General features: G+C 68.1%; 25 protein-coding genes and 1 pseudogene. 9 read left to right on the top strand and 17 right to left on the bottom strand.

Annotated elements, in window-relative coordinates; all coding sequences use genetic code 11:
- The first annotated feature begins 470 nt into the window (after positions 1-470).
- Positions 471-1,244: an exodeoxyribonuclease III gene (xth, locus tag HNP51_RS07110; RefSeq protein ID WP_184268512.1), complete on the top strand. Its 774-nt coding sequence runs from the start codon at positions 471-473 to the stop codon at positions 1,242-1,244.
- Between the two features lie 18 nt (positions 1,245-1,262).
- Here the strand turns inward: xth and HNP51_RS07105 are convergent, their stop codons facing one another.
- The 4 genes from HNP51_RS07105 to HNP51_RS07090 form a co-directional block, all read right to left on the bottom strand.
- Positions 1,263-1,727: a hypothetical protein gene (locus tag HNP51_RS07105; RefSeq protein ID WP_184268510.1), complete on the bottom strand. Its 465-nt coding sequence runs from the start codon at positions 1,725-1,727 to the stop codon at positions 1,263-1,265.
- An 83-nt stretch (positions 1,728-1,810) separates the two neighbouring features.
- Positions 1,811-2,155 carry a hypothetical protein gene (locus HNP51_RS07100; RefSeq protein ID WP_184268508.1) on the bottom strand — a complete coding sequence of 115 codons (345 nt, stop codon included), beginning with the start codon at positions 2,153-2,155 and terminating at the stop codon, positions 1,811-1,813.
- Positions 2,156-2,234: 79 nt separating this feature from the next.
- Complete coding sequence (locus tag HNP51_RS07095; protein ID WP_184268506.1) at positions 2,235-2,507, bottom strand: hypothetical protein; 273 nt, start codon at positions 2,505-2,507, stop codon at positions 2,235-2,237.
- A gap of 32 nt (positions 2,508-2,539) precedes the next feature.
- Positions 2,540-2,758 (bottom strand): hypothetical protein, encoded by a 219-nt coding sequence (locus tag HNP51_RS07090; RefSeq protein ID WP_184268504.1) that lies wholly within the window; start codon positions 2,756-2,758, stop codon positions 2,540-2,542.
- Between the two features lie 262 nt (positions 2,759-3,020).
- Between HNP51_RS07090 and HNP51_RS07085 the strand changes: the two genes are divergently transcribed.
- Positions 3,021-3,122, top strand: coding sequence for a DUF378 domain-containing protein (locus HNP51_RS07085; RefSeq protein WP_184268502.1), 102 nt, complete (start codon positions 3,021-3,023; stop codon positions 3,120-3,122).
- Here the strand turns inward: HNP51_RS07085 and HNP51_RS07080 are convergent.
- From HNP51_RS07080 to HNP51_RS07070, 3 genes are read right to left on the bottom strand one after another with little or no spacing between them, the layout of a single operon-like run.
- Complete coding sequence (locus HNP51_RS07080) at positions 3,119-3,859, bottom strand: ParB N-terminal domain-containing protein (protein ID WP_184268500.1); 741 nt, start codon at positions 3,857-3,859, stop codon at positions 3,119-3,121. The two genes, HNP51_RS07085 and HNP51_RS07080, sit on opposite strands and share 4 nt — an antisense overlap.
- Before the next feature lie 27 nt (positions 3,860-3,886).
- Positions 3,887-4,834, bottom strand: coding sequence for a toprim domain-containing protein (locus tag HNP51_RS07075; protein WP_184268498.1), 948 nt, complete (start codon positions 4,832-4,834; stop codon positions 3,887-3,889).
- Positions 4,835-4,841: 7 nt separating this feature from the next.
- Positions 4,842-5,492, bottom strand: coding sequence for a RadC family protein (locus HNP51_RS07070; protein ID WP_184268496.1), 651 nt, complete (start codon positions 5,490-5,492; stop codon positions 4,842-4,844).
- A 584-nt stretch (positions 5,493-6,076) separates the two neighbouring features.
- Between HNP51_RS07070 and HNP51_RS07065 the strand changes: the two genes are divergently transcribed.
- Positions 6,077-6,313, top strand: a complete 237-nt coding sequence (locus HNP51_RS07065) for a hypothetical protein (protein WP_184269178.1) — start codon at positions 6,077-6,079, stop codon at positions 6,311-6,313.
- On the top strand, positions 6,306-8,381 hold the full coding sequence (locus HNP51_RS07060; protein ID WP_184268494.1) for a glycoside hydrolase family 65 protein: 2,076 nt from the start codon (positions 6,306-6,308) through the stop codon (positions 8,379-8,381). Before HNP51_RS07065 ends, HNP51_RS07060 begins: the two co-directional genes overlap by 8 nt.
- A gap of 33 nt (positions 8,382-8,414) precedes the next feature.
- Here HNP51_RS07060 and HNP51_RS07055 read toward each other — a convergent pair whose 3' ends face one another.
- Positions 8,415-8,636: a hypothetical protein gene (locus HNP51_RS07055; protein WP_184268492.1), complete on the bottom strand. Its 222-nt coding sequence runs from the start codon at positions 8,634-8,636 to the stop codon at positions 8,415-8,417.
- Between the two features lie 313 nt (positions 8,637-8,949).
- On the opposite strand from HNP51_RS07055, the gene HNP51_RS07050 reads away from it, so the two are divergent.
- Positions 8,950-10,740, top strand: coding sequence for a response regulator (locus HNP51_RS07050; protein WP_184268490.1), 1,791 nt, complete (start codon positions 8,950-8,952; stop codon positions 10,738-10,740).
- A gap of 166 nt (positions 10,741-10,906) precedes the next feature.
- Positions 10,907-12,103: a DUF6880 family protein gene (locus tag HNP51_RS07045; protein ID WP_184268488.1), complete on the top strand. Its 1,197-nt coding sequence runs from the start codon at positions 10,907-10,909 to the stop codon at positions 12,101-12,103.
- 9 nt (positions 12,104-12,112) lie between these two features.
- Here HNP51_RS07045 and HNP51_RS07040 read toward each other — a convergent pair whose 3' ends face one another.
- Together HNP51_RS07040 and dinB are read right to left on the bottom strand one after the other, a co-directional pair.
- A complete protein-coding gene (locus HNP51_RS07040; RefSeq protein ID WP_184269134.1) occupies positions 12,113-12,682 on the bottom strand; it encodes an alpha-ketoglutarate-dependent dioxygenase AlkB in 570 nt (189 codons plus the stop codon).
- A 5-nt stretch (positions 12,683-12,687) separates the two neighbouring features.
- Positions 12,688-13,776 (bottom strand): DNA polymerase IV, encoded by a 1,089-nt coding sequence (gene dinB, locus HNP51_RS07035; protein ID WP_184268486.1) that lies wholly within the window; start codon positions 13,774-13,776, stop codon positions 12,688-12,690.
- A 206-nt stretch (positions 13,777-13,982) separates the two neighbouring features.
- Between dinB and HNP51_RS07030 the strand changes: the two genes are divergently transcribed.
- Positions 13,983-14,225: a hypothetical protein gene (locus HNP51_RS07030; protein ID WP_184269176.1), complete on the top strand. Its 243-nt coding sequence runs from the start codon at positions 13,983-13,985 to the stop codon at positions 14,223-14,225.
- A 176-nt stretch (positions 14,226-14,401) separates the two neighbouring features.
- Here the strand turns inward: HNP51_RS07030 and HNP51_RS07025 are convergent, their stop codons facing one another.
- From HNP51_RS07025 to HNP51_RS07005, 5 genes are all read right to left on the bottom strand, one after another.
- Positions 14,402-15,574, bottom strand: a complete 1,173-nt coding sequence (locus HNP51_RS07025) for a zinc-dependent alcohol dehydrogenase (RefSeq protein WP_184268484.1) — start codon at positions 15,572-15,574, stop codon at positions 14,402-14,404.
- Positions 15,575-15,592: 18 nt separating this feature from the next.
- Entirely contained in the window at positions 15,593-16,141 is a 549-nt protein-coding gene (locus HNP51_RS07020) for an SRPBCC family protein (protein ID WP_184268482.1), read from the bottom strand.
- A 41-nt stretch (positions 16,142-16,182) separates the two neighbouring features.
- Entirely contained in the window at positions 16,183-16,641 is a 459-nt protein-coding gene (locus HNP51_RS07015; RefSeq protein WP_184268480.1) for a hypothetical protein, read from the bottom strand.
- A 5-nt stretch (positions 16,642-16,646) separates the two neighbouring features.
- Complete coding sequence (locus HNP51_RS07010) at positions 16,647-17,237, bottom strand: DUF4142 domain-containing protein (protein ID WP_260398372.1); 591 nt, start codon at positions 17,235-17,237, stop codon at positions 16,647-16,649.
- A 287-nt stretch (positions 17,238-17,524) separates the two neighbouring features.
- On the bottom strand, positions 17,525-17,740 hold the full coding sequence (locus HNP51_RS07005; RefSeq protein ID WP_184268478.1) for a hypothetical protein: 216 nt from the start codon (positions 17,738-17,740) through the stop codon (positions 17,525-17,527).
- Between the two features lie 149 nt (positions 17,741-17,889).
- Between HNP51_RS07005 and HNP51_RS18965 the strand changes: the two are divergent.
- Positions 17,890-18,063 (top strand): annotated as a pseudogene (locus HNP51_RS18965) (DUF6766 family protein); the annotation flags it as partial.
- Positions 18,064-18,124: 61 nt separating this feature from the next.
- Positions 18,125-18,544, top strand: coding sequence for a DUF6766 family protein (locus tag HNP51_RS18830; RefSeq protein WP_311769920.1), 420 nt, complete (start codon positions 18,125-18,127; stop codon positions 18,542-18,544).
- Here HNP51_RS18830 and HNP51_RS06995 read toward each other — a convergent pair.
- Positions 18,541-19,311 carry a DUF72 domain-containing protein gene (locus HNP51_RS06995; RefSeq protein ID WP_311769911.1) on the bottom strand — a complete coding sequence of 257 codons (771 nt, stop codon included), beginning with the start codon at positions 19,309-19,311 and terminating at the stop codon, positions 18,541-18,543. The two genes, HNP51_RS18830 and HNP51_RS06995, sit on opposite strands and share 4 nt — an antisense overlap.
- Positions 19,308-19,556, bottom strand: coding sequence for a hypothetical protein (locus HNP51_RS06990; protein WP_184268476.1), 249 nt, complete (start codon positions 19,554-19,556; stop codon positions 19,308-19,310). The genes HNP51_RS06995 and HNP51_RS06990 overlap by 4 nt, the downstream gene beginning before the upstream one ends.
- Positions 19,557-19,745 lie beyond the last annotated feature (189 nt).

Below are 19,745 nucleotides of genomic sequence, written 5' to 3'. Positions count from 1 at the left end.
ACCGACGAGAGCCCGAGGCAGTCGGAAAAATCCTCTTGGCCGCCAGCCCCTTTTTCGGCGTCTGACCTGCATTTCGATGATCACGTTCCAGCGCACAGATGTCTATGCTGGCGTATATCGTCACGCAGCGGGCAAGGACCACGTGCTCGACAACGAGGTTCCCACAGCTGCCGTCGCCTGCCGCGAAGGGTCCGGTTGCCGCCGAATTGCCCGCCGACGTCTTCGTCTGGTCAGAGGCCGATCAGCTTCGGCCTGTTTCGTTCTGAACCCCGACGGTCGCGAAATCTGGCGCGTGGACGTCAAGGCCTCCGCCCCGCCAGACGCAGGTTCCTGAGTCGTCGCCAACTTGAACCCTGAGGAACGGCTTCGCGCCGTCCGCCTTTACAGGCCATGGCCTTCCTGTCCTTCCGTCAAACGGCCCCATCTGGCGATCGGCGCCGCCGCCCCTCCCCCTCCAAGCCAGGTCCGCGATGAGGATCGCCACCTATAACGTCAACGGGATCAACGGCCGGCTGCCCGTACTGCTCCGCTGGCTTGAGACGACCCGCCCGGACGTGGTCTGTCTGCAGGAGCTCAAGGTCCAACAGGCGAACTTCCCCGCCCAGGCCCTCCGCAACCTCGGCTATGTGGCGATCTGGCTGGGTCAGAAGAGTTGGAACGGCGTAGCCATCCTGGCGAGGGACGCCGCCATCCACGAGACCCGTCGGGGCCTTCCGGGCGACCCTGACCCGAGTCAAAGTCGCTATATCGAGGCGGCTATAAACGGCGTTCTCGTGGGCTGCCTCTATCTGCCGAACGGAAATCCGGCCCCTGGCGCCCGCTTCGATTACAAGCTCGCCTGGGCGGACGCTTTCATCGTCCACGCGGCCCGGCTGATCGAGACCGGCGCTCCGGTGGTGCTGGCGGGCGACTACAACATCATCCCGACCCCGGCGGACGTCTACAAGCCGGAGCGCTGGACGGACGACGCCCTCTTTCGCCCAGAGGCACGGCGCGTCTTCAGCCGTCTGCTCGACCAGGGATGGACGGACGCCCTGAGGCAGCACCACCCGCAGGAGATCCTCTATACCTTCTGGGACTATTTCCGGAACGCCTACGCCCGCAACGCCGGACTGCGCATCGACCATCTTCTGGTCAGCCCCTCCCTCGTCGATCGTCTCCGCGCCTCCAATGTCGATCGCGAAGTCAGAGGTTGGGAAAAATCGAGCGATCACGCTCCGACCTGGATAGAGATCGCAACCTGACGGCTCCACAGGCCTGGGTCAGACAGCCAGACTCTTCTCGATCCGGCGAAACAGCGTCGTGGCCTGGGCGTCGTCCAGGGCGTCGATATCGACACCCACGGTGAGATTAACCAGGAGATCGATCACAGCCCCGCAGGCCGCGCCGTCGGCCGGCGCCTCGGTCTGCACCCAGGCCGCTATGGCGGCCAGCGTGTGCAGCGCTTCCTGATCGCTCATGGGGCTGTCCTGAAGCGCCGCGGCGGCGGCGATCTCGCGCATTTCCCACAGGGCCTTGCGGCAGGCCTCCGGGTCCTCTTGTCGTTCGTCCCGAACAAGAGCGGCAAGGGCCGGCGTCCCCATCGAGCTCAACACCAGCTGGAACAGGATCTCGCCTTGCGGCGAAGAGACCGTCATCCGCGCCTCGGGCGAGCTCCAGAAAACGACTCCGTCGTCCCGGAGAAGCTCGCCCAGGGTGCGCACCGCCTCCACCTGGGCTTCCCGCACCGAGGCAAGGCTCGATTCCCACCTGATCCTTCTGCCCTCAGGCCCTGCGTCGGATTCGAAGACAAAGCTCTGCATCTTCAGCGTCAGCGTGACGGCGTGGACGCAGTCGGCTGTTCTTCGGCGATTGTCTCGGCGCGAGCGGAACGATCGGCCGATGTCGCCGAGGCTTCATCCGTCGATGTCTGGAGGGGCTCCTCCTGGAAGGCTGCGGCGTCTTCGACCTGAGCCCCGTTATCTGCGGGGGCGGAGGCGAATGGGCCCGCCCAGAAAGCCCAGACCAGGGCGAAGCCGACAGCCGTCAGCACCAGACCTCCCAGGAGGACCGCCATGATCCGCGACCCTTTTCGGCCCTGGCGCACGTACTGGGCCTCAACCGGTCGGTTGCTCCGCACGGCCTTGGCCGAGGCTTCATGGGGATTCCGGTGCATGTTGGTCCTTTTCATAGGGGATATGGGGGGCAGACGCCTCTGTGACGGATAGCCGACGCCTTTTACGGTCCGCCCCTGTTCACAGGCTCAAGAGGCCGAGTACGACCATGACCAGACCGATGGCGGCCGCGCATCCGTACCAGAAGGTCGGCGTGAGACGCGGTCCTCCTGGCTGGAATACAGGCTCCGTGGGCAAGGGGTCCTCAGGACCGTCTTCGGCAGGGGCGACCGAGCGTGCGCCTCCGGCCTCTTCATCGGCGCCGGCTGGCGCCGCGCCGGGATCGAAGATCGGCCTGGCGCCCTGGCCGCGTCGGCGCCACTGGGCGTCCTTTTCCTGGAGGGGATGGGGCATGGGATCTGAAACCATGGCCCGAGCCCGGGTTCCTAATCAGGAGGCGTGCGTCGGGAAGACGACACTGGGGCGACGCGCTCCTCGCCGACATGATGTTCGATCCGGCCGCTCTCGATTTCCGTTCGGGAAAACACCTCCTCCTGACCGTCGACAAGCAGTTCGTCCGCCCCGTCGTCGGCCATATCCGCGAGCGGCTTGGCCTGGCCTTGCTGAGCAGCGGCCTTCGGCGCGCCCTGGGCGGGTTCTTCCACCCCTCCTGGTCCCTCGCTGCGGGGCCCGGCCCCATCGGACTTTTGGTTCCTGATCATCGGTCTGCGCCTCCTTCGGCGTTCGGCCCCATGACATCAATCCCCGATCTCGTCCTCGGGTTCGAGCCGGGCGGAAGACAAGGCGCGCCGCCTCGCGAGGACGGGCAGCCCGGCGCGCTCATGCCCGCGTCTCTGACCGATACCGGTCTCGCCGGAACAGGGACGGGGTCCAGCCGGTTGATCGGCATCTTACGGAGGACAGACCATGAAAGCCGTCAATCTCGTCACCCTTCTCCTGGTCATCATCGGCGCCATGAACTGGGGTCTCGTCGGCGCCTTCGATTTCAACCTCGTCTCCGCCCTCTAGAGGGCGAGCGTCACCAGGCCGCAGCGGGGATCGCGGTCGGTGATGCGGCCCTGTCCGAGCTGTTCCTGGATGCGCCATTCCGGCAGGCCGTAGCCGTCCAGCACAGCCTGGGCCATCTCCGCCTGGGCCTCTGCGTCCTTCAGCCGGGCCAGGAGCCGGGCCTGACGCAGGGTGATGCGTCCGGTCTTGAGCGCCTCCAGCGCTACGGCCGGCAGGGCCGACAAGGCCGCCAGACGACGGATCTCGATCTCGCCATAGCCGAGCGCCCGGGCGATCGCCTTCACCCCGAGCCGCGCCTTCAACATGCGGCCGATGGCGGCGATGACGTCGGCCACATGGACGGGCACAGCCGTATTGGTCAGGACGACCGCCGCGGCCTGGCGCGCCCGGTCAGTCTCGACGAAGACCTCCACCGGATGCTCGTCGTTGATCGCGCCGCTGTCGCGCAAAAGCCTAAGAGCCAGAAGACGCCGGCGTCCGTCCAGAACCATGTGGGCGGCCTCGTCGCCCGTGCCCGGCCGGACGGTCGGGAACTGCAGCAGACCGGCGGCGGCTATGGTGTCGGCCAGTTGCGGGATGTCGTCGTCGGGCGCCTCGCCGTGGCGAAGGTTCTCCGGAGCGATATCCAGGTCGCCAAGGCATACGGTCATCTGGCGGCGCGACGGCGCAGAAGCGGCTGAAGCCGGGGTCGTCACCCCGCCTGGCGCGGCGGTCTTCCTTGAAGCGGAACGGGTCATGGGTCTTCTCCCGCCGGACGGCGAGGCCTATCCCCGCCCTGTCGGCGCGACGCCCCGCCCTTCCTCCTCCTCCAGGACGGTCGCCTCGTTCCAGTCGCCGCAGGACGACGGCGGCAGGCGGACCTCAGCCGCCAGCCCAGCGCCCCTGAGCCGTCCGCACAGTTCTGCAGAGGCCGCCTCTCCAGCCCGGCCGCGATCGCCGGCGATCAGGATGCGGCGCACGCCTGCTGGCGGCGACCAGCGGCCCAGGTTGTCCGCCGACAACAGGGCCCAGCCCGGCAGATCGAAGCGCGCCATGGCCGACAGCGTCGTCGCCACGCCCTCGCCCACGATCATCTCGGAGCCCAGGGAAGACAGGCGCACCGCCACGCCGGCCGGCGCCGACCCGACCATCTTGCGGGGCAGCCGAAGGTGACGGGCGGTCCGTCCGTCCGGGCCGAGATAGGCGATCTCCACGGCACTGAGCGCCCCGTCAGAGGTGCGGATGGCGGCGATCATGGCCGGACTGGTCAGTCCGGATCGCTGAAACACCGACACCGGCGCCGCCGGGTGGCGACGCAGTTCATCCGGCAAGGATCGAAGACGGACGCCCCTGAGCCCCAGATGGCGATGGCAGAGATCGCCGTCCACGAGCGGAAAGGCTTCGGACCAGAGCGCCCGGGCGGCGGCGATGCGGACATGGGGCGACGGCCGCGCCGGTGCGGCTTGCCCCAGGCCCGACCTCACCGCCCCGCCGGTCAGTCGGCCTGCGGCGTCGATCAGACCAAGCCCCAGCAACTGGGCGCGGACCTCGCGCCAGTCCGCCGCCCCGAAGCCATGGATCACCAGTCGGTCGCCGTCGAGCAGGAGGGAGACGGAGCGGTCCCCCGAACTGTGACCCGGCGCCGGCACATGGGCGCTGCCGCCGCCATGATGGAGGTCCCCGCCCAGGGCGGAGACGATGTCGCGGAGACTCCTGGTGCAAAGCCTGGTCATCGCCGCCTCACATCAGGCCCAGGGTGCGCAGGCTCTTTGTCCCCTCCGGCCCGACGATGACATGGTCGTGGACGGTGATGTCGAAGACCCTGGCGGCGTCGACGATCCGCTTGGTCATGTCGATGTCGGCCCGTGACGGGGTCGGATCGCCCGAGGGATGATTATGGACCAGGATCAGGGCCGTGGCCGACAGCTCCAGTGCTCGCCGCACCACTTCGCGGGGATAGACAGGAGCGTGATCGACAGTGCCGTCAGCCCTCAGCTCTTCGCGGATCAGGATATTGCGCTTGTTGAGATAGAGGGCCCGAAACTGTTCTCGCGGGGCATGGGCCAGGGAGATGCGCAGATAGGTCAGGAGCGCGCTCCAGGACGAGAGGACGGGTCGCCTGCAGGCCTCGGCCCGACCCATGGCCAGGGCCAAGGCCCTGACGCTGGCGAAACTGGCCACAGCCCCGGGCGGCAGACCCGTTCGCGCCAGGGCGGCGGCGTCCGCGGCCGCCACCCCCGCCAGACCCCCAAAGTCCGTGATCAGGGCGGCGGCGGCGTCCCGTCCCGACCCCGGCAGCTCCCGCTCCAGGAGAGCCGACAACAGGTCCAAATCCGCCGCCTCATAGGGCGTAGCCGGAATGGTGCAGTCGAAAGCGACGAGCGAAGTCATGGCGTAGTCCTCCCTGCGCTCCCGAGCGGAGCGCCCCAGAGCGCCCTTTCCTCCCTCCGGTCCGCGAAGACGCCTGGCCTGGCCAGGGCTGGATCAGACCCGGCGTACGCCCCGTTCACCTGTTCGCCCTAGGCTGGGCGCATGCGACGGAAGTAGAGGTTAGCCGCCGGAGATGATCATGGCGGACTTACGATCCTTCAGATGCAGGACACCCTCAGCGTCGATCAGGCCGATGTTGGGGGGATCGAGCGGACCACCTGGCTTGAATGCGCCCCGCCGCTACCGTCCCAAAGGCGCGTTCGCAGAAAACGCGTTATCCATGCAGGCGTGGACCTGCGCCTCGATCCAGGCGACGAAACCGGCCGCCGCCGAGCCGCCCGGCTCCGCCTGAAGCAGATAGAAGGCGCGCCCGCGGGACAGGGTATCGGGCGACAGACGGACGAGCCCCCTAGGTCGTCGTAGCAGACAATATCCGGGAGCAAGGCCACTGAGACCGGCGCCCGACACAAGCTGGGTCTGTCGCGTGGAAAGGAACCATTCCTGTCGGGAGGTCGTCTGTATGGGAGGCGGTCAGGAGCACGACCATGACATCCGAGCAATCCCGAGGACGGGCGCGCAACGCCGCGACGCCAGGCGGCAAGCCCGAGGCTGACGAATCCGACGAAGCCGTGGAGCGCGTGGGCCGTGAGTCCCGCAAGCGCGCCGGTCCGGACGGCCCGGACGCGAGGGTGGTCGGCGACATCTTCAAGAGGCCGCCTGATCGACGACGGTCGAAAGAGATCGGCCCCAAAAAGCCGGCGGAGCGTCCGCCGAATGGATGACCGTCCCGCGCCGCCCCTGAGCCCCGAACCCGTTTCCGGGCCGCGGGACGGCGATCTGCCGGCCTATCTCGGCAACGGCCTGATCGGCATCAGGGTTCGCGAGGTTCCCCTCTTCGTCGGCATGGTTCTCGTCAGCGGCCTGGCCGGCGCCCACCCGGAGCGCGGGATCGAGGCCGCCGCCGCAGCGCCCTACCCCCTGTCCGGGGACCTGGCGATCGACGGGGTTTGGATGAGCGAACAGCCCTGGGCCGTCGGCGATCTGCGACAGTCCTACGATTTCGCGACGGCCGAGCTCCACTCCGCCTTCACCTATCAGGTCGGGAGCCGGACCCTCTCGGTGGAGGTCGTGACCTTCGCCAGCCGCAACGCCCCCTCGATCGTCGCCCAGGAAGTCCGGGTCACGGCCGACGGCCCCTGTGACCTGAAGTTCCGGGCTGTCGTATCGATCGCCGGGCTGACCGGACGGATCGCACGACGACGCACGGACACGCCCGGCGAACCCGAGCCGGCCGGTGACGGCAGCCTCCTGTGGGAAACGGCCGAAGCGCTCGGTCAATGCGGCCTGGCCCTTGTCACCAAAGCCCCTGCGGCCGCCGGTCGCCAGGTCCTGACCTGGTCCGACGCCGGCCCCCTCTGCACGGAATATGAGATCCGGCTGGCTTCAGGAAGACCTGTGCGTCTCCGCCAACTGGCGGCTCTGGTCCCCTCCGTCCTCCATGCACGGCCGGACGAGGAGGCCGTCAGGCGCGTGGCGCGAGCGTCCCGGGAAGGCTTCGACGTCCTGAGACGCTGCAACCGCGCAGCCTGGGCGGAGATATGGGAGGGTCGGATCGTCCTTGTCGGCGCGAGCTCGCGGCACCAGGCGCTTGTCGACGCCGCCTTCTACTACCTGAACGCTTCCGCCCACCCCGCTTCGCCGGCCTCCACCTCGATCTTCGGCCTCGCGACCTGGCGGGACTACCACTACTACTACGGCCATGTGATGTGGGATGTGGACGCCTTCTGCCTCCCGCCCCTGATCCTCATGCAGCCGGACGCGGCGCGCGCCATGCTGGCCTTCCGGAGTCGGGGACGGCCTGCTGCGGCGGCCAATGCGCGCCTCTCCGATCGTCAGGGGCTGCAATATCCCTGGGAGGCCGCGCCCGGCACCGGCCAGGAGGCGGCGCCCGGTGCCGGCGACGCCGCTCATCATGAGGATCATGTCTCCTTGCATGTGGCTCGCGCCTTCTCCCTCTTCGCCGACGCCACGGGCGACCAGAGATTTCTGGAGGAAGAGGCCTGGCCGGTCCTCAGCGGAGTGGCGGACTGGTTCGTGAGCCGGGTAAGCCGGACAGGTCGGGGATTTGAGCTTCTGCGGTCCATGGGACCGGCCGAGGTCCCCTCGCCTCCGGACAACGACGCCTTCAGTCTCATGGCCGGCGCCGACGTGCTTCGGCGCGCCCTGCGGGTCGCCGAGCGCCTGCGAAAGACCGCGCCCGACGCCTGGAAGGCGGTTCTCGACGACCTCTACCTGCCGTTGCGCTCCGACGGGGTCATCGCCGCCCATGACGACTATGACCGCCGCGAGGAAAAGGGCGCCACGCCCTCCCCCCTGGCCGGACTGTTTCCCTATGACTATCCGGCCTCACCCTCTGTGAGCCGCAAAACGCTGGCCTTCTACCTCAAGCTCTGGCCCGACTATGTCGGATCGCCCATGCTGCCCGCTCTCTACTGCGTCTGGGCGACGATGGCCGGCGACCGGGACCTGGCGCTCAAGCTCTTTGAGGAGGGCTTCGCCGCCTACGACCGGCCCCGGTTTCACCAGTGTCTTGAATATCGGCTGGATCACGCCGAGGGACCCGCAGCCGGTCCCTTCTTCGCCAACCTCGGCGGCATGCTTCTCGGTCTCTGCTACGGCCTGACCGGACTGGTGGTGGACGATGGCGAGCCGGATACCTGGGCCCGCCGCCCTATCACCCTGCCGGCCGACTGGGAGGCTGTCAGGATCGACCGCCTCCGGGTGAGAGGCCGTTCGGCGCGCCTTGTCGCGCGGCAGGGCGCCGAGCGCGCCGAGCTTTCATTTTCCTGATGCCAGGGCGTCGTCGCCGGCGGGCCGTGCATGTCAAAGCCCTTTCAGTCCACGGCCCTGCATTCCTGCGTCCGGCCCGCATCGTAGGCGGAAGGCCAGGGGCGAAAACACTTCTCCAGTTCCCCCGTCCTGAATGGCCACGCCTGTCAGTCCCTGAGCCTCGAATAACGCCGCCAGGCGCAGGGCGGCGCGGTCGTCCGACACGCAGGTGGCGAGGTCTGTCGCGCCGGCTTCATACGTGACCAGATAGGGCATTGATCGCTCCCGGCTCCCGCCTCCTTCGTCAAGCGCCCTCGCCGGCCGCCGTCTCCCTGTGTCGGAAGCCCGACACAGGCGCGCGTCCCGGAATTGGCGGGGCGCCCCCGACCAGGAGCCGCAGGGCTTTTCCAAGGGCGGATGGCGGACGTGGCGCGCCCTGCGGCGGCCACGTCCGCCCGCCGAAGGACGGAGCGCATCACAGCTCCGTAGCCCCAATGTTCCACAGCCCTGCTCTGTTCCGCTTCCCGCAGACCTCAAACTTTTTGTTGAGGAAGAGCGTCCCACCATCCTCGCCATCAGGAGAGACCGCATGACCCCCATGGAGCGACGGTGGATTGGAGAGGCCCTGAGGCGGCGCGCGGAGCAGTGGCGCACGCGCATCGGGTTCGGCCTGCTTATCGCCCTGGTCTTCTGGCCCATGACGGGTCCGCTTTTCGCCCTGGCCTGGACCGGGACCTATCTTCTCATCCAGGCGGCCGAGCGCTTCCTGACCGCTTTGTGGAGCGCCTCCCCACGTCTCCGACGACGCCTGACGTTTCCGGCTCTGGCCCTCGTTCTGGTGAGCAACCTGGTCTTTGCCAGCTTCGCCCTGCGCCAGGCCATGACCCTGGACGCTCTGGGGCTGGTCTGCGCCGCGGTCCTGGCCGCGGGAGCCCTCATCAACGGGGCCATAGCGACCAGCGGCTCCCGCGCCGTCACCCTGGCGGCCCTGACGCCCCATCTCGGACTTCTCCTCAGCCTGCCGGTCTTCCTCTACCTCAGATATGACTCGCCGCTGGCGGCGGTGCAGCTCCTAGTGGCCGGCATGCTGCTGGCAGCCGCCACCGTGGCCGCCGTCAGGGGACTGTCCAGGACCATGGCGCGCCAGCGCGCCGCCGAGGCGGCGGCCGTCGCCGCGCGCCGTCAGGCGGAAGCGGCCAGCCGGGCCAAGAGCGCCTTCATCGCCAATATGAGCCATGAAATCAGGACGCCGCTCAATGGCGTCCTGGGCCTGGCGCGAGCGCTCGCGGGCGCGAACCTGCCGCCGCGCGAACGCGAGCAAAGTCTGCTCCTGCTGGAATCCGGAGAAGCCCTCACGGTCCTGCTCAACGACATGCTTGACCTGTCCAAGATCGAGGCCGGTCACTTCGTTCTGGATCGCCGCCCCTTCGTCCTGCACGACCTGCTCGACAGTCTGGTCCGCCTTTTCGAACCCGCAGCGGCGGCCAAGGGCCTGGAGCTGCGTCTGACCGCCGCGCCAGATCTCGCCGAGGTCTACGTCGGGGATGAAACGCGTGTGCGCCAGATCATGTCCAATCTCATCTCGAACGCGGTCAAGTTCACCGACCATGGCCGGATACTGGTTGAAGCCTGCGCCGACCCGCAGGGCCTGCGGCTGGCGGTGTCCGACACCGGACCCGGGGTGGCCGCCGACCAGATGGCGCTGCTCTTCCAGAAGTTCGTGCAACTCGACGAGTCCCCGACGCGCCGTCACGGAGGCGCAGGCCTGGGCCTTTCCCTCTGCGCCGATCTCGTCGCGCTGATGAAAGGCGACATCCACGCCGAACGTCTTCCGGACGCGGGCATGAGGTTCGACGTCGTCCTCCCGCTGCCGGAACGTCGGAACACGCCCCGGCCGCAGCAAGAGGCGGAACCGGCTCTGCCGGCGGCCGCCTTCAGCGAAGCCTCACCGGGCGACCCGCCCGCTGCGCTGCGAATTCTGGCGGCGGAGGATCATCCGATTAATCGCAAGGTCCTCGAGCTTCTTCTCGAACCGGCCGACGTGGAATGCCACTTTGTCGAAAACGGCCAGGAGGCCGTCGAGGCCTGGCGACAGCGTGACTGGGACCTGATCCTCATGGACATCCAGATGCCCGTCATGGACGGCATCGCCGCCACGCGCGCGATCCGCGCCGAAGAGGCCTTCCTGGGACGCAAGCGCACGCCGATCCTCGCCCTGACGGCCAACGCCCTGCAGCATCAACAGGACGAATATGCGGCGGCGGGGATGGATGATTTCATCGGCAAGCCAGTGCAACCCGAAACCCTCTACGCGGCGATCGAGCGGGCGGTCCACGCCGTCGAAGACGCAGCCCCGGAAAGGCCGGCGTTCCACGCTTGAAGCGCTGGCCCTCACTACGCGTCTTGCGGCATAGGGCCGTCGGAACGGAAACCTGGGTACGAGAGCCCCTGGAATAAGGCCGGGCCCGACGCCTCGGTTTCGACAGGCGTCAGGCTGAGCATGTTATAGGGGGTCGGGCAGGTTCGCCCGCCTCGCTAAGGACCCCATGGCGCGTCAAACAAGACTCTCGACCCGGCTTTCAGCCGCCAGCCTGGTCCATCTCGGCGCGCCGCGCCTGGCCGACCTGCTGATCGAGGCCGGCGGCGGAAACGCCAATCTGAAGCGCCGCCTTCGCCTTGAATTGGCGGCCGAGGCGGGTCCGGATGTCCTGGCCCTAGAGATCGACAAGCGCATCACGGCCCTCGCCGCAGCCCGCACCCGCGTGTCATGGCGCAAGCGCGGCGAGTTGATCGAGGACCTCAACGCCCACCTGCGGATGATCCTAGAGCGCCTGTCACCGGAGGCGCCCGTCGAGGCTCTCGCCGTCCTCATCCGCTGGTTCGATCTCTATCCCGGCCTGGCCGCCCGCGTGAAGGACACCAGGGGCGAACTTCCCGCCGCCTTCGAGGCGGCCGCGCCTGATCTCTTCGCGCTCGCCGAGGCCGGTGGCGACAAGGCCCTGCAAGACCTGGTCGCCGCCCTTGAACGGCGTCCGCAGGACTATGGGCGCTGGATTTCCGTTGCCGGCGAGACCTTGGGTCCACGCACAGCGCGCCGGCTGCTCGACGGCCTCGACGCCTCGGCCAGGAAGACTCCGGCAGGCCGTAACCTGCTGCGCCGCCTGGCGGACAAGGCCGGGGACCTCGACCTGTGGCTGTCGCTCGTCACCCCCGAACAGGCCGGATCGCCCGACATAGCCGCAGACATCGCCCGTCGCCTCCTGGACGCCGGTCGCATCGCCGAAGCCCGCGCCGCCCTGAAGGTCCCCTTGGCCCCCTCCCCGCTCAACCGGCGCTGGACCTTCGGCCACAACCCGAAAAACGGCGCACCCCGCCTGACCCCGGCCTGGGAAGCCGTCTCCATCGACGTGCTCGACGCCGAAGGTAACCGCCAGGAGGCCCAGGACCTGCGCTGGAGCCTGTTCGAGCGCGACCTGTCGGCGCCGGTCCTGCGCGACTACCTCTCGCGTCTGCCCGACTTCGACGACGTCGAGGCCCTGGACCGGGCCTTCGCCTACGCTTCCAGCTACCCGGACTTCGAGGCAGCCATGCGCCTCCTGATGGACTGGCCCGCTCACAGGGAGGCAGCCGCCCTCGTCCTGACGCGTCCCCGCGAAGCCCGGCAGCCTCGGCCGATCTCTGCGGACTGGGGCTCGCGCCTGGCCCAGCGTTATCCCGAAGCCGCTGACATCCTGGCGAGCTAGGCGCTCCGGTCAGGCCAGGGTCCTGAAGGTGATGGAATAGCGCAGGGCCGTCATCGGAGAGATCGAATGCTCCCAGTCTCTCCGCGCCTCGCCTGACAGCCGATAGGCCGATCCGGGCGCCAGCGGCGCCGCTGACCGACGCCATCCCGTCCCACTCTTCCGGCGCAGGCGCATCACGCAGGGCGCGAGAAAGGAGACGCCGAGGATCTCCCCGTAGACGGGCCTGTCGCGGTGCCAGCCGATCCCGGCGCCGGGGGCGTATTCATTGACCAGAGCCTGGACGAAGGCCGCTTCATCAAGGCCGAGCCGTCCGGTCAGACGCCCCAGGAGCCCCTTCAGGAAATCCGGCCAGGGATCGGCTGCTTCCAGCCTGCCCCGTTCCAGATCATAGCGGCGCCCGAAGGCGGCGATCTGCCGGAAGCCCTGGTAGCCCATGTGCTCATAGGGCCTGAAGCTCAACCGCTGCAGTTGCTCGACCACCGCCGCTTGCTCGAATGCCGACAGGACCTCCGGCCAATAGTCGAAGCCCGGAGGCACGGCAGGCTGAGGCGCGTGCCCGAACAGGTCCGCCTGGAGCATGGCGGTCACAGCGCCAGCTCGCCCAGAGAAGCCCTTGAGGGCGATCCCGGCGACGCCTTCTCCAGATTGGACAGGGTCACCCCGACAAGCCGTACGCCCCTGGTCGGCGGATAGAGGGATCGCACCAGCAGGCGGGCGATCTCGCGCAGGCGCGCCTTCGAGGCGACCGGCTCATTGAAGGAGCGGCTCCGGGTCGATTGCTGGAAGTCCGCCCACTTGACCTTCACCGTCACGGTCCGGCCCAGCGATCCGGCCTTTTCGCACCAGGCCCAGACATCGTCCGCCATCTCATCCAACCCGGCCTCGATCGCCGCCGGATCGTCCAGGTCGCTGGCGAAGGTCGTCTCCGATCCGCTCGACTTGCGTTCGCGATCTGGATTGACAGGGCGCTGATCCTCTCCCCGCGCCACGCCATGGTACCAGGCGCCGGACTTGCCGAAATGATGCTGAAGGAAGGCCAGAGACTGACGCTTCAGGTCCGCGCCGGTCTCTATGCCCAGGCGGTTCATCTTCTCCGCCGTGACCGGCCCCACGCCATGGAAGCGCTTGACCGGCAGGACCTCGACAAAGGCCTCTCCTCGCCCCGGCGCGACCACGAACTGGCCGTTCGGCTTGCGCTGGTCCGACGCCAGCTTGGCCAGGAACTTGTTGTAGGAAATCCCGGCCGAGGCCGTCAGTCCGGTCTCCTCGAGGATGCGCGCGCGTATCTCCTCCGCCGTCGCCGAGGCCGTCGGCAATCCCCGGATATTGGCGGTGACGTCGAGATAGGCCTCATCCAGCGACAGGGGTTCGACCAGATGGGTGTAGGCTGCGAAAATGGCGTGGATCTGCGCCGAGACGGCGCGATAGACCTCGAACCGGGGCGGCGTGAAGATAAGTTCCGGGCACTTCCGCAAGGCGGTGCTCGACGGCATGGCCGACCGCACGCCGAACTTGCGCGCCTCATAGCTGGCGGCGGCGACCACGCCGCGCGAAGCGGCGTGGCCTACGGCCACCGGTCGTCCAAGCAGGGCCGGATCATCCCTCTGCTCCACCGAGGCGAAGAAGGCGTCCATGTCCACATGGATGATCTTGCGAGGCGCGGCGACGTCCATGCGCCACGCCTAGCAGAAAGAGAACAAAGCCAGAACCGATATCCTGCCCGTCAGCACCGTTCAACACCACGCGACCAGGGCGCCCGCCCTGACAAGGGACCGAAACGGGTTCCGCCAAGGCTGCCAGGGCCCACTGCCGGACAGTAGGAACACGGCGTCATGCCGACGGTTCGACAGGCGTGGACCAACAAGAGGGAGACACGTCAATGGACCGAGACAAGGACGCCGACCGCTGGGGCGGCCCGGGCTCAAGTCACCAGAACCGGCAGGCCCCGCAGCCCGATCCCGTAGTGAAGGACGCCGAAGATCCCGATCATCTGTCGCCCCGCAGCCAGGTCTCGGGCGGCGGAGGCGAGAAGGATGTGCACAAGGGCCATTCGGCCGAGGCGCGTTCGACACGGCAGGCGTCCAGCGAGGAGAAGCGTCATGAACGCGACAATCGCCAGTGAGCGCCTCGGTCCTTCGAGCGACGAAGCCCGCTGGGCCCGTCGCCTGAGCCCGGACTAGCCCGACCGCGCGCCTTCATCCGACCGCGTCGAGCCGCAAGGCTCCGCCATCGAGGCCCGTCTCCACCGGAGACGGGCCTTCGTCCTGTCCGCCGCCGAGCAGGACACCCCGAGGCGGCTCAGGGTTTGAGGACGACCTTGGTCCACTCATTGGGATTGTCGTGGAAGTTCTTGTAGGCCGTCGCCGCCTCCTCGAGGGGAAGGCGATGGCTGATGAGGTCGGTCGTGTCGATCTGACCGTCCATCACCAGCTCCAGCAGCTTGGGCAGGTATTTCTGCACATGGGTCTGCCCCGTCTTCAGGGTCAGCCCCTTCTGCATGAAGGCGCCGATCGGCAGCTTGTCGCCGATGCCGCCATAGACGCCGGGCATGGAAATGCGGCCCCCCTTGCGGCAGGCCATGATGGCCTCGCGCAGGACATGCTGGCGATCAGTGCCCAGTTTGGTCTCCTGCTTGACCGCATCAATGATGTTGTCCGGAGCGAAACCGTGCGCCTCCATCCCTACGGCGTCGATGCAGGCGTCAGGTCCGATACCCGCCGTCATCTCCTTGAGCGCCTCCAGCACCTTGACCTCGTGATAGTTGAGCACCTCGGCGCCATTCTGTTTCGCCAGGGCGAGACGGCGCGGATGGTGGTCGATGGCGATCACCCGCGCCGCGCCCATGTGGATGGCGCTCTTGATCGTGAACAGGCCGACGGGCCCGCATCCCCAGACCACCACCGTGTCGCCCGGTTCGATCCCGGCGTTTTCCGCCGCCATCCAGCCGGTGGGGAAGATGTCCGACAGGAAGAGCACCCGCTCGTCTTCCATGCCGTCAGGCACGACTATGGGGCCGAAGTCCGAATAGGGAATGCGCGCATACTCGGCCTGCCCGCCGGCGTAACCGCCGGTCAGGTGCGAGTAGCCGAACAGCCCGGCGGCGGGATAGCCGTAGGCGACCTCGGAGGCGTCGGACTTGTCGGCGGGGTTGGAGTTGTCACAGGCCGAATACTGCTCCTTGCCGCAGAAGAAGCACTGGCCGCAGGCGATGACGAAGGGCACCACCACCTTCTGCCCGACCCTGAGGCTCGTATTGCCCCGCCCCACCTCGACGACCTCGCCCATGAACTCATGGCCGAGAATGTCGCCGCGGTGCATGCCGGGGATGACGCTGTCATAGAGGTGGAGGTCCGAGCCGCAGATGGCGGTGGCGGTGATCTTGATGATGGCGTCGCGAGGATTGACGATCTCGGGATCGGGGACCGTGTCCACCCGAACATCGTGTTTGCCGTGCCAGGTCAGTGCGCGCATGGAATTCGTCCTTGATGATCAGCCGCGGGGCGCGGCGGCGGGAGCCTGGGAGGTGGAAACCTCGCCCGTCTCCATCAGCTGTTTGAAGCGGCGAAGTTCGCGTCGGGCCTGGATGCGCGGTTCACGCTGCATCACCTTGGCCACGAGCTTGCCCACGGCTCCGGCGGGCGGGTCATAGCTGATCATGACCCGGACCTCGGTCCCCCGCCCGAAGGCGTTGTCGCGGAACTCGACCCAGCCCTCGTGATCGACGTCCGCCGCCTCCGTGGAGCGCCAGGCGATCTTCTCGCCCGGCCGGTCTTCGACGATCTCGGTTTCCAGTTCGACATCCATGCCGCCGGGCCCGGCTATGACCCAATCGCGTCCGTCGCTGCTGACGGACCGGACATTGGCCATGAAAAGAGGAAGGTTCCGGAACTCTCGCCCGAAGGCGTAGAGCTCGGATCGGGGGCGGTTGATCATGACGGCCTGGATGGACGAGGAGGCGTGGTCCCCGTCGTGGACGTCGTCGTTCAGAAATCCTGTCGACGCCATGTCCGCGTCAGTGCTTGTCGGCTGCGTCTGCATGGGTTCTCTCCGGTTCCGGGGAGGCGCGGCGCCTCCGCCCATCATAGTTTCTCGCGCACCCTGGCCAGATCGCGAACCAGCCTGGTCCGTGTCTGGTCAAACTGCGCCTTCTCTTCGGCGGCCCGCGCTTCAAGGTTTTTCATCTCGACGCGAACAGCCTCCGCGCGCTCGGCCTGTGCCCGATCGAGCGCCTCCAGTTCGTCAGCGAGACGCAGGACCCGACGCCGCTCGGCGGCGGTCGGTCCCTTGCGCGCCCTGGGTCGCGCCGCCCGGGGGCCGGCCTGGCCGATATCGACCGTCAGACCACGCTCGACCACCTCTCCAGGTCGCGCTCGCGCCGCCTCGGCGTCCTCCGCCTCGGGGGCCTCCCTTGCGAGGCCGGAAGCGAAGATGTCCTGCTGGATGCCCCAGGCGGCCAGGGCCTTGGGTCGGGAGGGGGCGGCCACCGTGAAACGATGGAAGCCGTCCGACCATTCAAAGACCTTCAGCCTGGGGGCCATGTCGATCAGGCGGAGATCGCGGCCTGGATCTCCTGCGCCTTCTGCAGGTGTGCCTCGATCTTCGGCAGCACAGTCCGGGCATGGGCCGCTAGGGCCGGCGCATCCGTATTGTCGGCGAAGCCGCGATGCAGGGTCACGGCCTCCTGGTGGGCCGCGACCTGCTGATCGATATAGACCTTGTCGAAATCCGCCACGCCCGCCGACCTCAGATTATCCAGCAGGCCCTTGCGCCTCTGGTCCAGTTCGCCCGTCAGGGCGACGTCCGGAGCGGCCGTGGCGGCCGCCGTCTTGAGAGCCGTGCTGGCGGCGGTGTGGTCCGTCTTGATCATCTCAGCCAGGGCCTTGACGTCAGCCCGCCCGGCCCGCTCGAGCGCGATGTCGGCGGCCTGGATTTCATACATGTCCCCCATGGCGGCGCCCGGCACATAGGCGCTGACCATATTGCTTCCCATGGTGGCGGCGGAGGTCTGACCGACCGGCGCTGAAACGGCGTCCTGGGCCTTGTCGACGGCCTCGTTCCCCCCTTGCGGACTGCAGGCGGACAGAAGCGCAGCGGCGGCTGAAGCGGCGATGATCGGGGCGTGGCGCATGGTCATGAGCTCCTCTTGGGTGTGATTGAGGAAGCGCGCCGGGCGTCCTCGCGTTTCCCGCCGCGGCCTTCCGGCGCGGCCAGGCCCGGGCAAGCCCGGCGCAGCGGGGCTGCGCGCCACTGTCGGGAAGGCGACACAAGCCCGACCACCTGCAGTTCTCGCCCTTGCGGAACCCGCAGTGGAGGATCTCCGTTCGGAAATCGCCGGCCGAGCGCTGGGGGTCTCGGTCCGCCGAGAGCGCCAAGGCGAAGCCTGCGCTCGCCCCGTCGCCCCGTCGAGCGGCGGCGGGGCTCCTACTCATGCTGGAGTCCCAGGTCGCGACGGAGATCGGCGAGAAATCCCTTGGTGACCCCCATGGTCGGACTCTCTTCGACCTTGGCGTCCGCCCGGAGCAGGAGGCGCCGCACCTCCTCCTGCTCAAGAAGCCCCTTCTCCACCAGGGTGTCGAGGAGGGTCAGCTGCAAGGCGATCGGGGCGAGCGAAAGCGCTCCGGACTGCTGGGCGTTCATGGGCGATGTCCTTCCGGTGAGACAGGCCCCCCCCTCGCCGCCGTCTGTTTCTCGCGCCCTCTACCCGACACAGGGAGCTTCCACGGCGCCTCTGCGTCAGAGGAGCCTTGACCGTAACACGACGTTTCAAAGGCGACCCGGAGGACATCATGCGGATCTTGCGCGACAACGGACTGACGCTCTTTCTTCTGCTTCTCTTCGCCGCCAGCATTATCGGGCACGCCCTGACAGGATGGCGGGTCGAGACGGCGGACGCCCTGCGTCACGGCCAGGACGGCGGCACGCTGATGGAATACCTCGGCAGCGCTCCCTTCCTGTCGACCGTCTTCGAGAACTGGGAGAGCGAGTTCCTGCAGATGGCGGCCTATGTGGTCCTGACCGCCCCTGATCCAGAAGGGTTCGTCGGAATCCCGGGACCCCGAGGCGCCGCCCCGCGACGCCGATCTTCAGGCCCAGGCCGACAAGGCGGGAGCGCCCGCGCCCCTGCGCTGGGGCGCCTTCGCACGGGCCGTCTATTCCCGTTCCCTGGGTCTGGCGCTTGTGGTCCTTTTCCTCGCCTCCTTCATCCTCCACTGGACCCAGAGCGCGCGAGCGGCCGCACAGGAGGCGCTGGAGCATGGCGAGGCGGCCACGGGGACCTTCGCCTATCTCGCCGACCCCCAGCTCTGGTTCGAGTCCTTCCAGAACTGGCAGAGCGAGTTTCTGTCGACGGCGGTCCTGGTGGTCCTGTCGATCTTCCTGCGGCAACGCGATTCGCCCGAGTCCAAGCCGGTCGCCGCGCCTCACGACCAGACCGGAGACTAGGCGGACCTTGCCATCCGCGCGAGCGCGAGCGCGTCCGCCGCCGCCGCGCCCGAGGCGGTATTGTCGAAAATGACCCAGCGCTCGGCCCCGACCTCACCCGCCGCCATGACCCGCTGAAGGATGGCCTTGAGCCGATCGCGCCCATAGGCCGAGCGATACATGTCCGGACTGCCGTGCAGCCGGAAGTAGACATGGGCCCCGGAGCCGCCGGGCAGGCCTGCCCCCGGCGCCGGTTCCGGATCGGCCGCAACACGCGCCACCCGGCGAGTGGAGAGCCAATGATCCGCCGAGGCCGTGAACCAGGAAGCGTGCCGGGGCTCCATCACGATCGCCGTCTCGATCTGGGCCTCGCAGGCGTCCAGAAAAGCGCCTGTCCGGGTCTCTTCAAAGGCCAGGCCCGGCGGCGTCTGGATCAGGACCGGTCCGAGGCGGTCTCCCAACCCGCGGAGATCGGCGGCCAGGTCCGCGAGCACGTCTTCGCAGTTCTCCAGCTTGCGGCGGTGCGTGATTTCACGCGGTGCCTTCACCGCGAAACGAAAGTCCGCAGGCGTGGCGGCGGCCCAGCGCTCAAAGGTCGAGACCCGGTGACGGCGGTAGAAGGTGGAGTTGATCTCCACGGCGCCGAGACGGCTGGCGTAGCGTTCGAGTCCGCCGCCCGCGACGGGAAACCGTTCTCTCACCCCTGCGGGAATGGCCCAGCCCGCCGTCCCGACGCGGAGCTTGATCTCGCCGGGGGCCGCGCTGCCGGCAAGGCCTTCAGGGTTCACGAAGGATCGCGACGGGCCGCCATGCCGGGCGTGGTCGGCGCGAGTTCCTCTGCCTGGGTCTTGGGGGGCGGACCGTCGGTTCTCTGAAGACCGTCGTCCGGCGTCTCGCGGATCGAGAGGATGGAGTCGCCGCTGTTCAACAGGGGTGCGGCGGCGTCCGCCGCCTGGGCATCCGTCGGAGAAGGAACCCTCAGCTTGCGCTCGGCGCCGTGGGCGTCGGCGACCACGATCTCATAGAATTTCATGTCCATTCCTCACCTGACCAAGGGTTGTCTCTTCGACCGCGAAGGACGGAGGGTCCGGCGGCCGGCTGCTCCCGGGTAGCGCTTCGGCGGCCGACGCGTTCCGGGCGCATCGCCGCTAAAAGGCGGATCGGCGACACATCGGCGCCCCCCGGGAACAGGCGGCGGCTCCGGGCGCTTGAACACCCGAAC

It is taken from the genome of Brevundimonas bullata (assembly GCF_014207965.1).
Lineage (GTDB): Bacteria > Pseudomonadota > Alphaproteobacteria > Caulobacterales > Caulobacteraceae > Brevundimonas > Brevundimonas bullata_A.
Note: the sequence above shows the minus strand (reverse complement) of the source record. Positions and strands in the feature narration are given on the sequence as shown.

Coding starts and splice junctions, on each gene's coding strand:
- xth (WP_184268512.1), top strand. CDS start 471: ATGAGGATCGCCACCTATAACGTCAACGGGATCAACGGCCGGCTGCCC.
- HNP51_RS07100 (WP_184268508.1), bottom strand. CDS start 2,155: ATGCACCGGAATCCCCATGAAGCCTCGGCCAAGGCCGTGCGGAGCAAC.
- HNP51_RS07095 (WP_184268506.1), bottom strand. CDS start 2,507: ATGCCCCATCCCCTCCAGGAAAAGGACGCCCAGTGGCGCCGACGCGGC.
- HNP51_RS07085 (WP_184268502.1), top strand. CDS start 3,021: ATGAAAGCCGTCAATCTCGTCACCCTTCTCCTGGTCATCATCGGCGCC.
- HNP51_RS07080 (WP_184268500.1), bottom strand. CDS start 3,859: ATGACCCGTTCCGCTTCAAGGAAGACCGCCGCGCCAGGCGGGGTGACG.
- HNP51_RS07075 (WP_184268498.1), bottom strand. CDS start 4,834: ATGACCAGGCTTTGCACCAGGAGTCTCCGCGACATCGTCTCCGCCCTG.
- HNP51_RS07070 (WP_184268496.1), bottom strand. CDS start 5,492: ATGACTTCGCTCGTCGCTTTCGACTGCACCATTCCGGCTACGCCCTAT.
- HNP51_RS07065 (WP_184269178.1), top strand. CDS start 6,077: ATGACATCCGAGCAATCCCGAGGACGGGCGCGCAACGCCGCGACGCCA.
- HNP51_RS07060 (WP_184268494.1), top strand. CDS start 6,306: ATGGATGACCGTCCCGCGCCGCCCCTGAGCCCCGAACCCGTTTCCGGG.
- HNP51_RS07055 (WP_184268492.1), bottom strand. CDS start 8,636: ATGCCCTATCTGGTCACGTATGAAGCCGGCGCGACAGACCTCGCCACC.
- HNP51_RS07050 (WP_184268490.1), top strand. CDS start 8,950: ATGACCCCCATGGAGCGACGGTGGATTGGAGAGGCCCTGAGGCGGCGC.
- HNP51_RS07045 (WP_184268488.1), top strand. CDS start 10,907: ATGGCGCGTCAAACAAGACTCTCGACCCGGCTTTCAGCCGCCAGCCTG.
- HNP51_RS07040 (WP_184269134.1), bottom strand. CDS start 12,682: ATGCTCCAGGCGGACCTGTTCGGGCACGCGCCTCAGCCTGCCGTGCCT.
- dinB (WP_184268486.1), bottom strand. CDS start 13,776: ATGGACGTCGCCGCGCCTCGCAAGATCATCCATGTGGACATGGACGCC.
- HNP51_RS07030 (WP_184269176.1), top strand. CDS start 13,983: ATGGACCGAGACAAGGACGCCGACCGCTGGGGCGGCCCGGGCTCAAGT.
- HNP51_RS07025 (WP_184268484.1), bottom strand. CDS start 15,574: ATGCGCGCACTGACCTGGCACGGCAAACACGATGTTCGGGTGGACACG.
- HNP51_RS07020 (WP_184268482.1), bottom strand. CDS start 16,141: ATGCAGACGCAGCCGACAAGCACTGACGCGGACATGGCGTCGACAGGA.
- HNP51_RS07015 (WP_184268480.1), bottom strand. CDS start 16,641: ATGGCCCCCAGGCTGAAGGTCTTTGAATGGTCGGACGGCTTCCATCGT.
- HNP51_RS07010 (WP_260398372.1), bottom strand. CDS start 17,237: ATGACCATGCGCCACGCCCCGATCATCGCCGCTTCAGCCGCCGCTGCG.
- HNP51_RS07005 (WP_184268478.1), bottom strand. CDS start 17,740: ATGAACGCCCAGCAGTCCGGAGCGCTTTCGCTCGCCCCGATCGCCTTG.
- HNP51_RS06990 (WP_184268476.1), bottom strand. CDS start 19,556: ATGAAATTCTATGAGATCGTGGTCGCCGACGCCCACGGCGCCGAGCGC.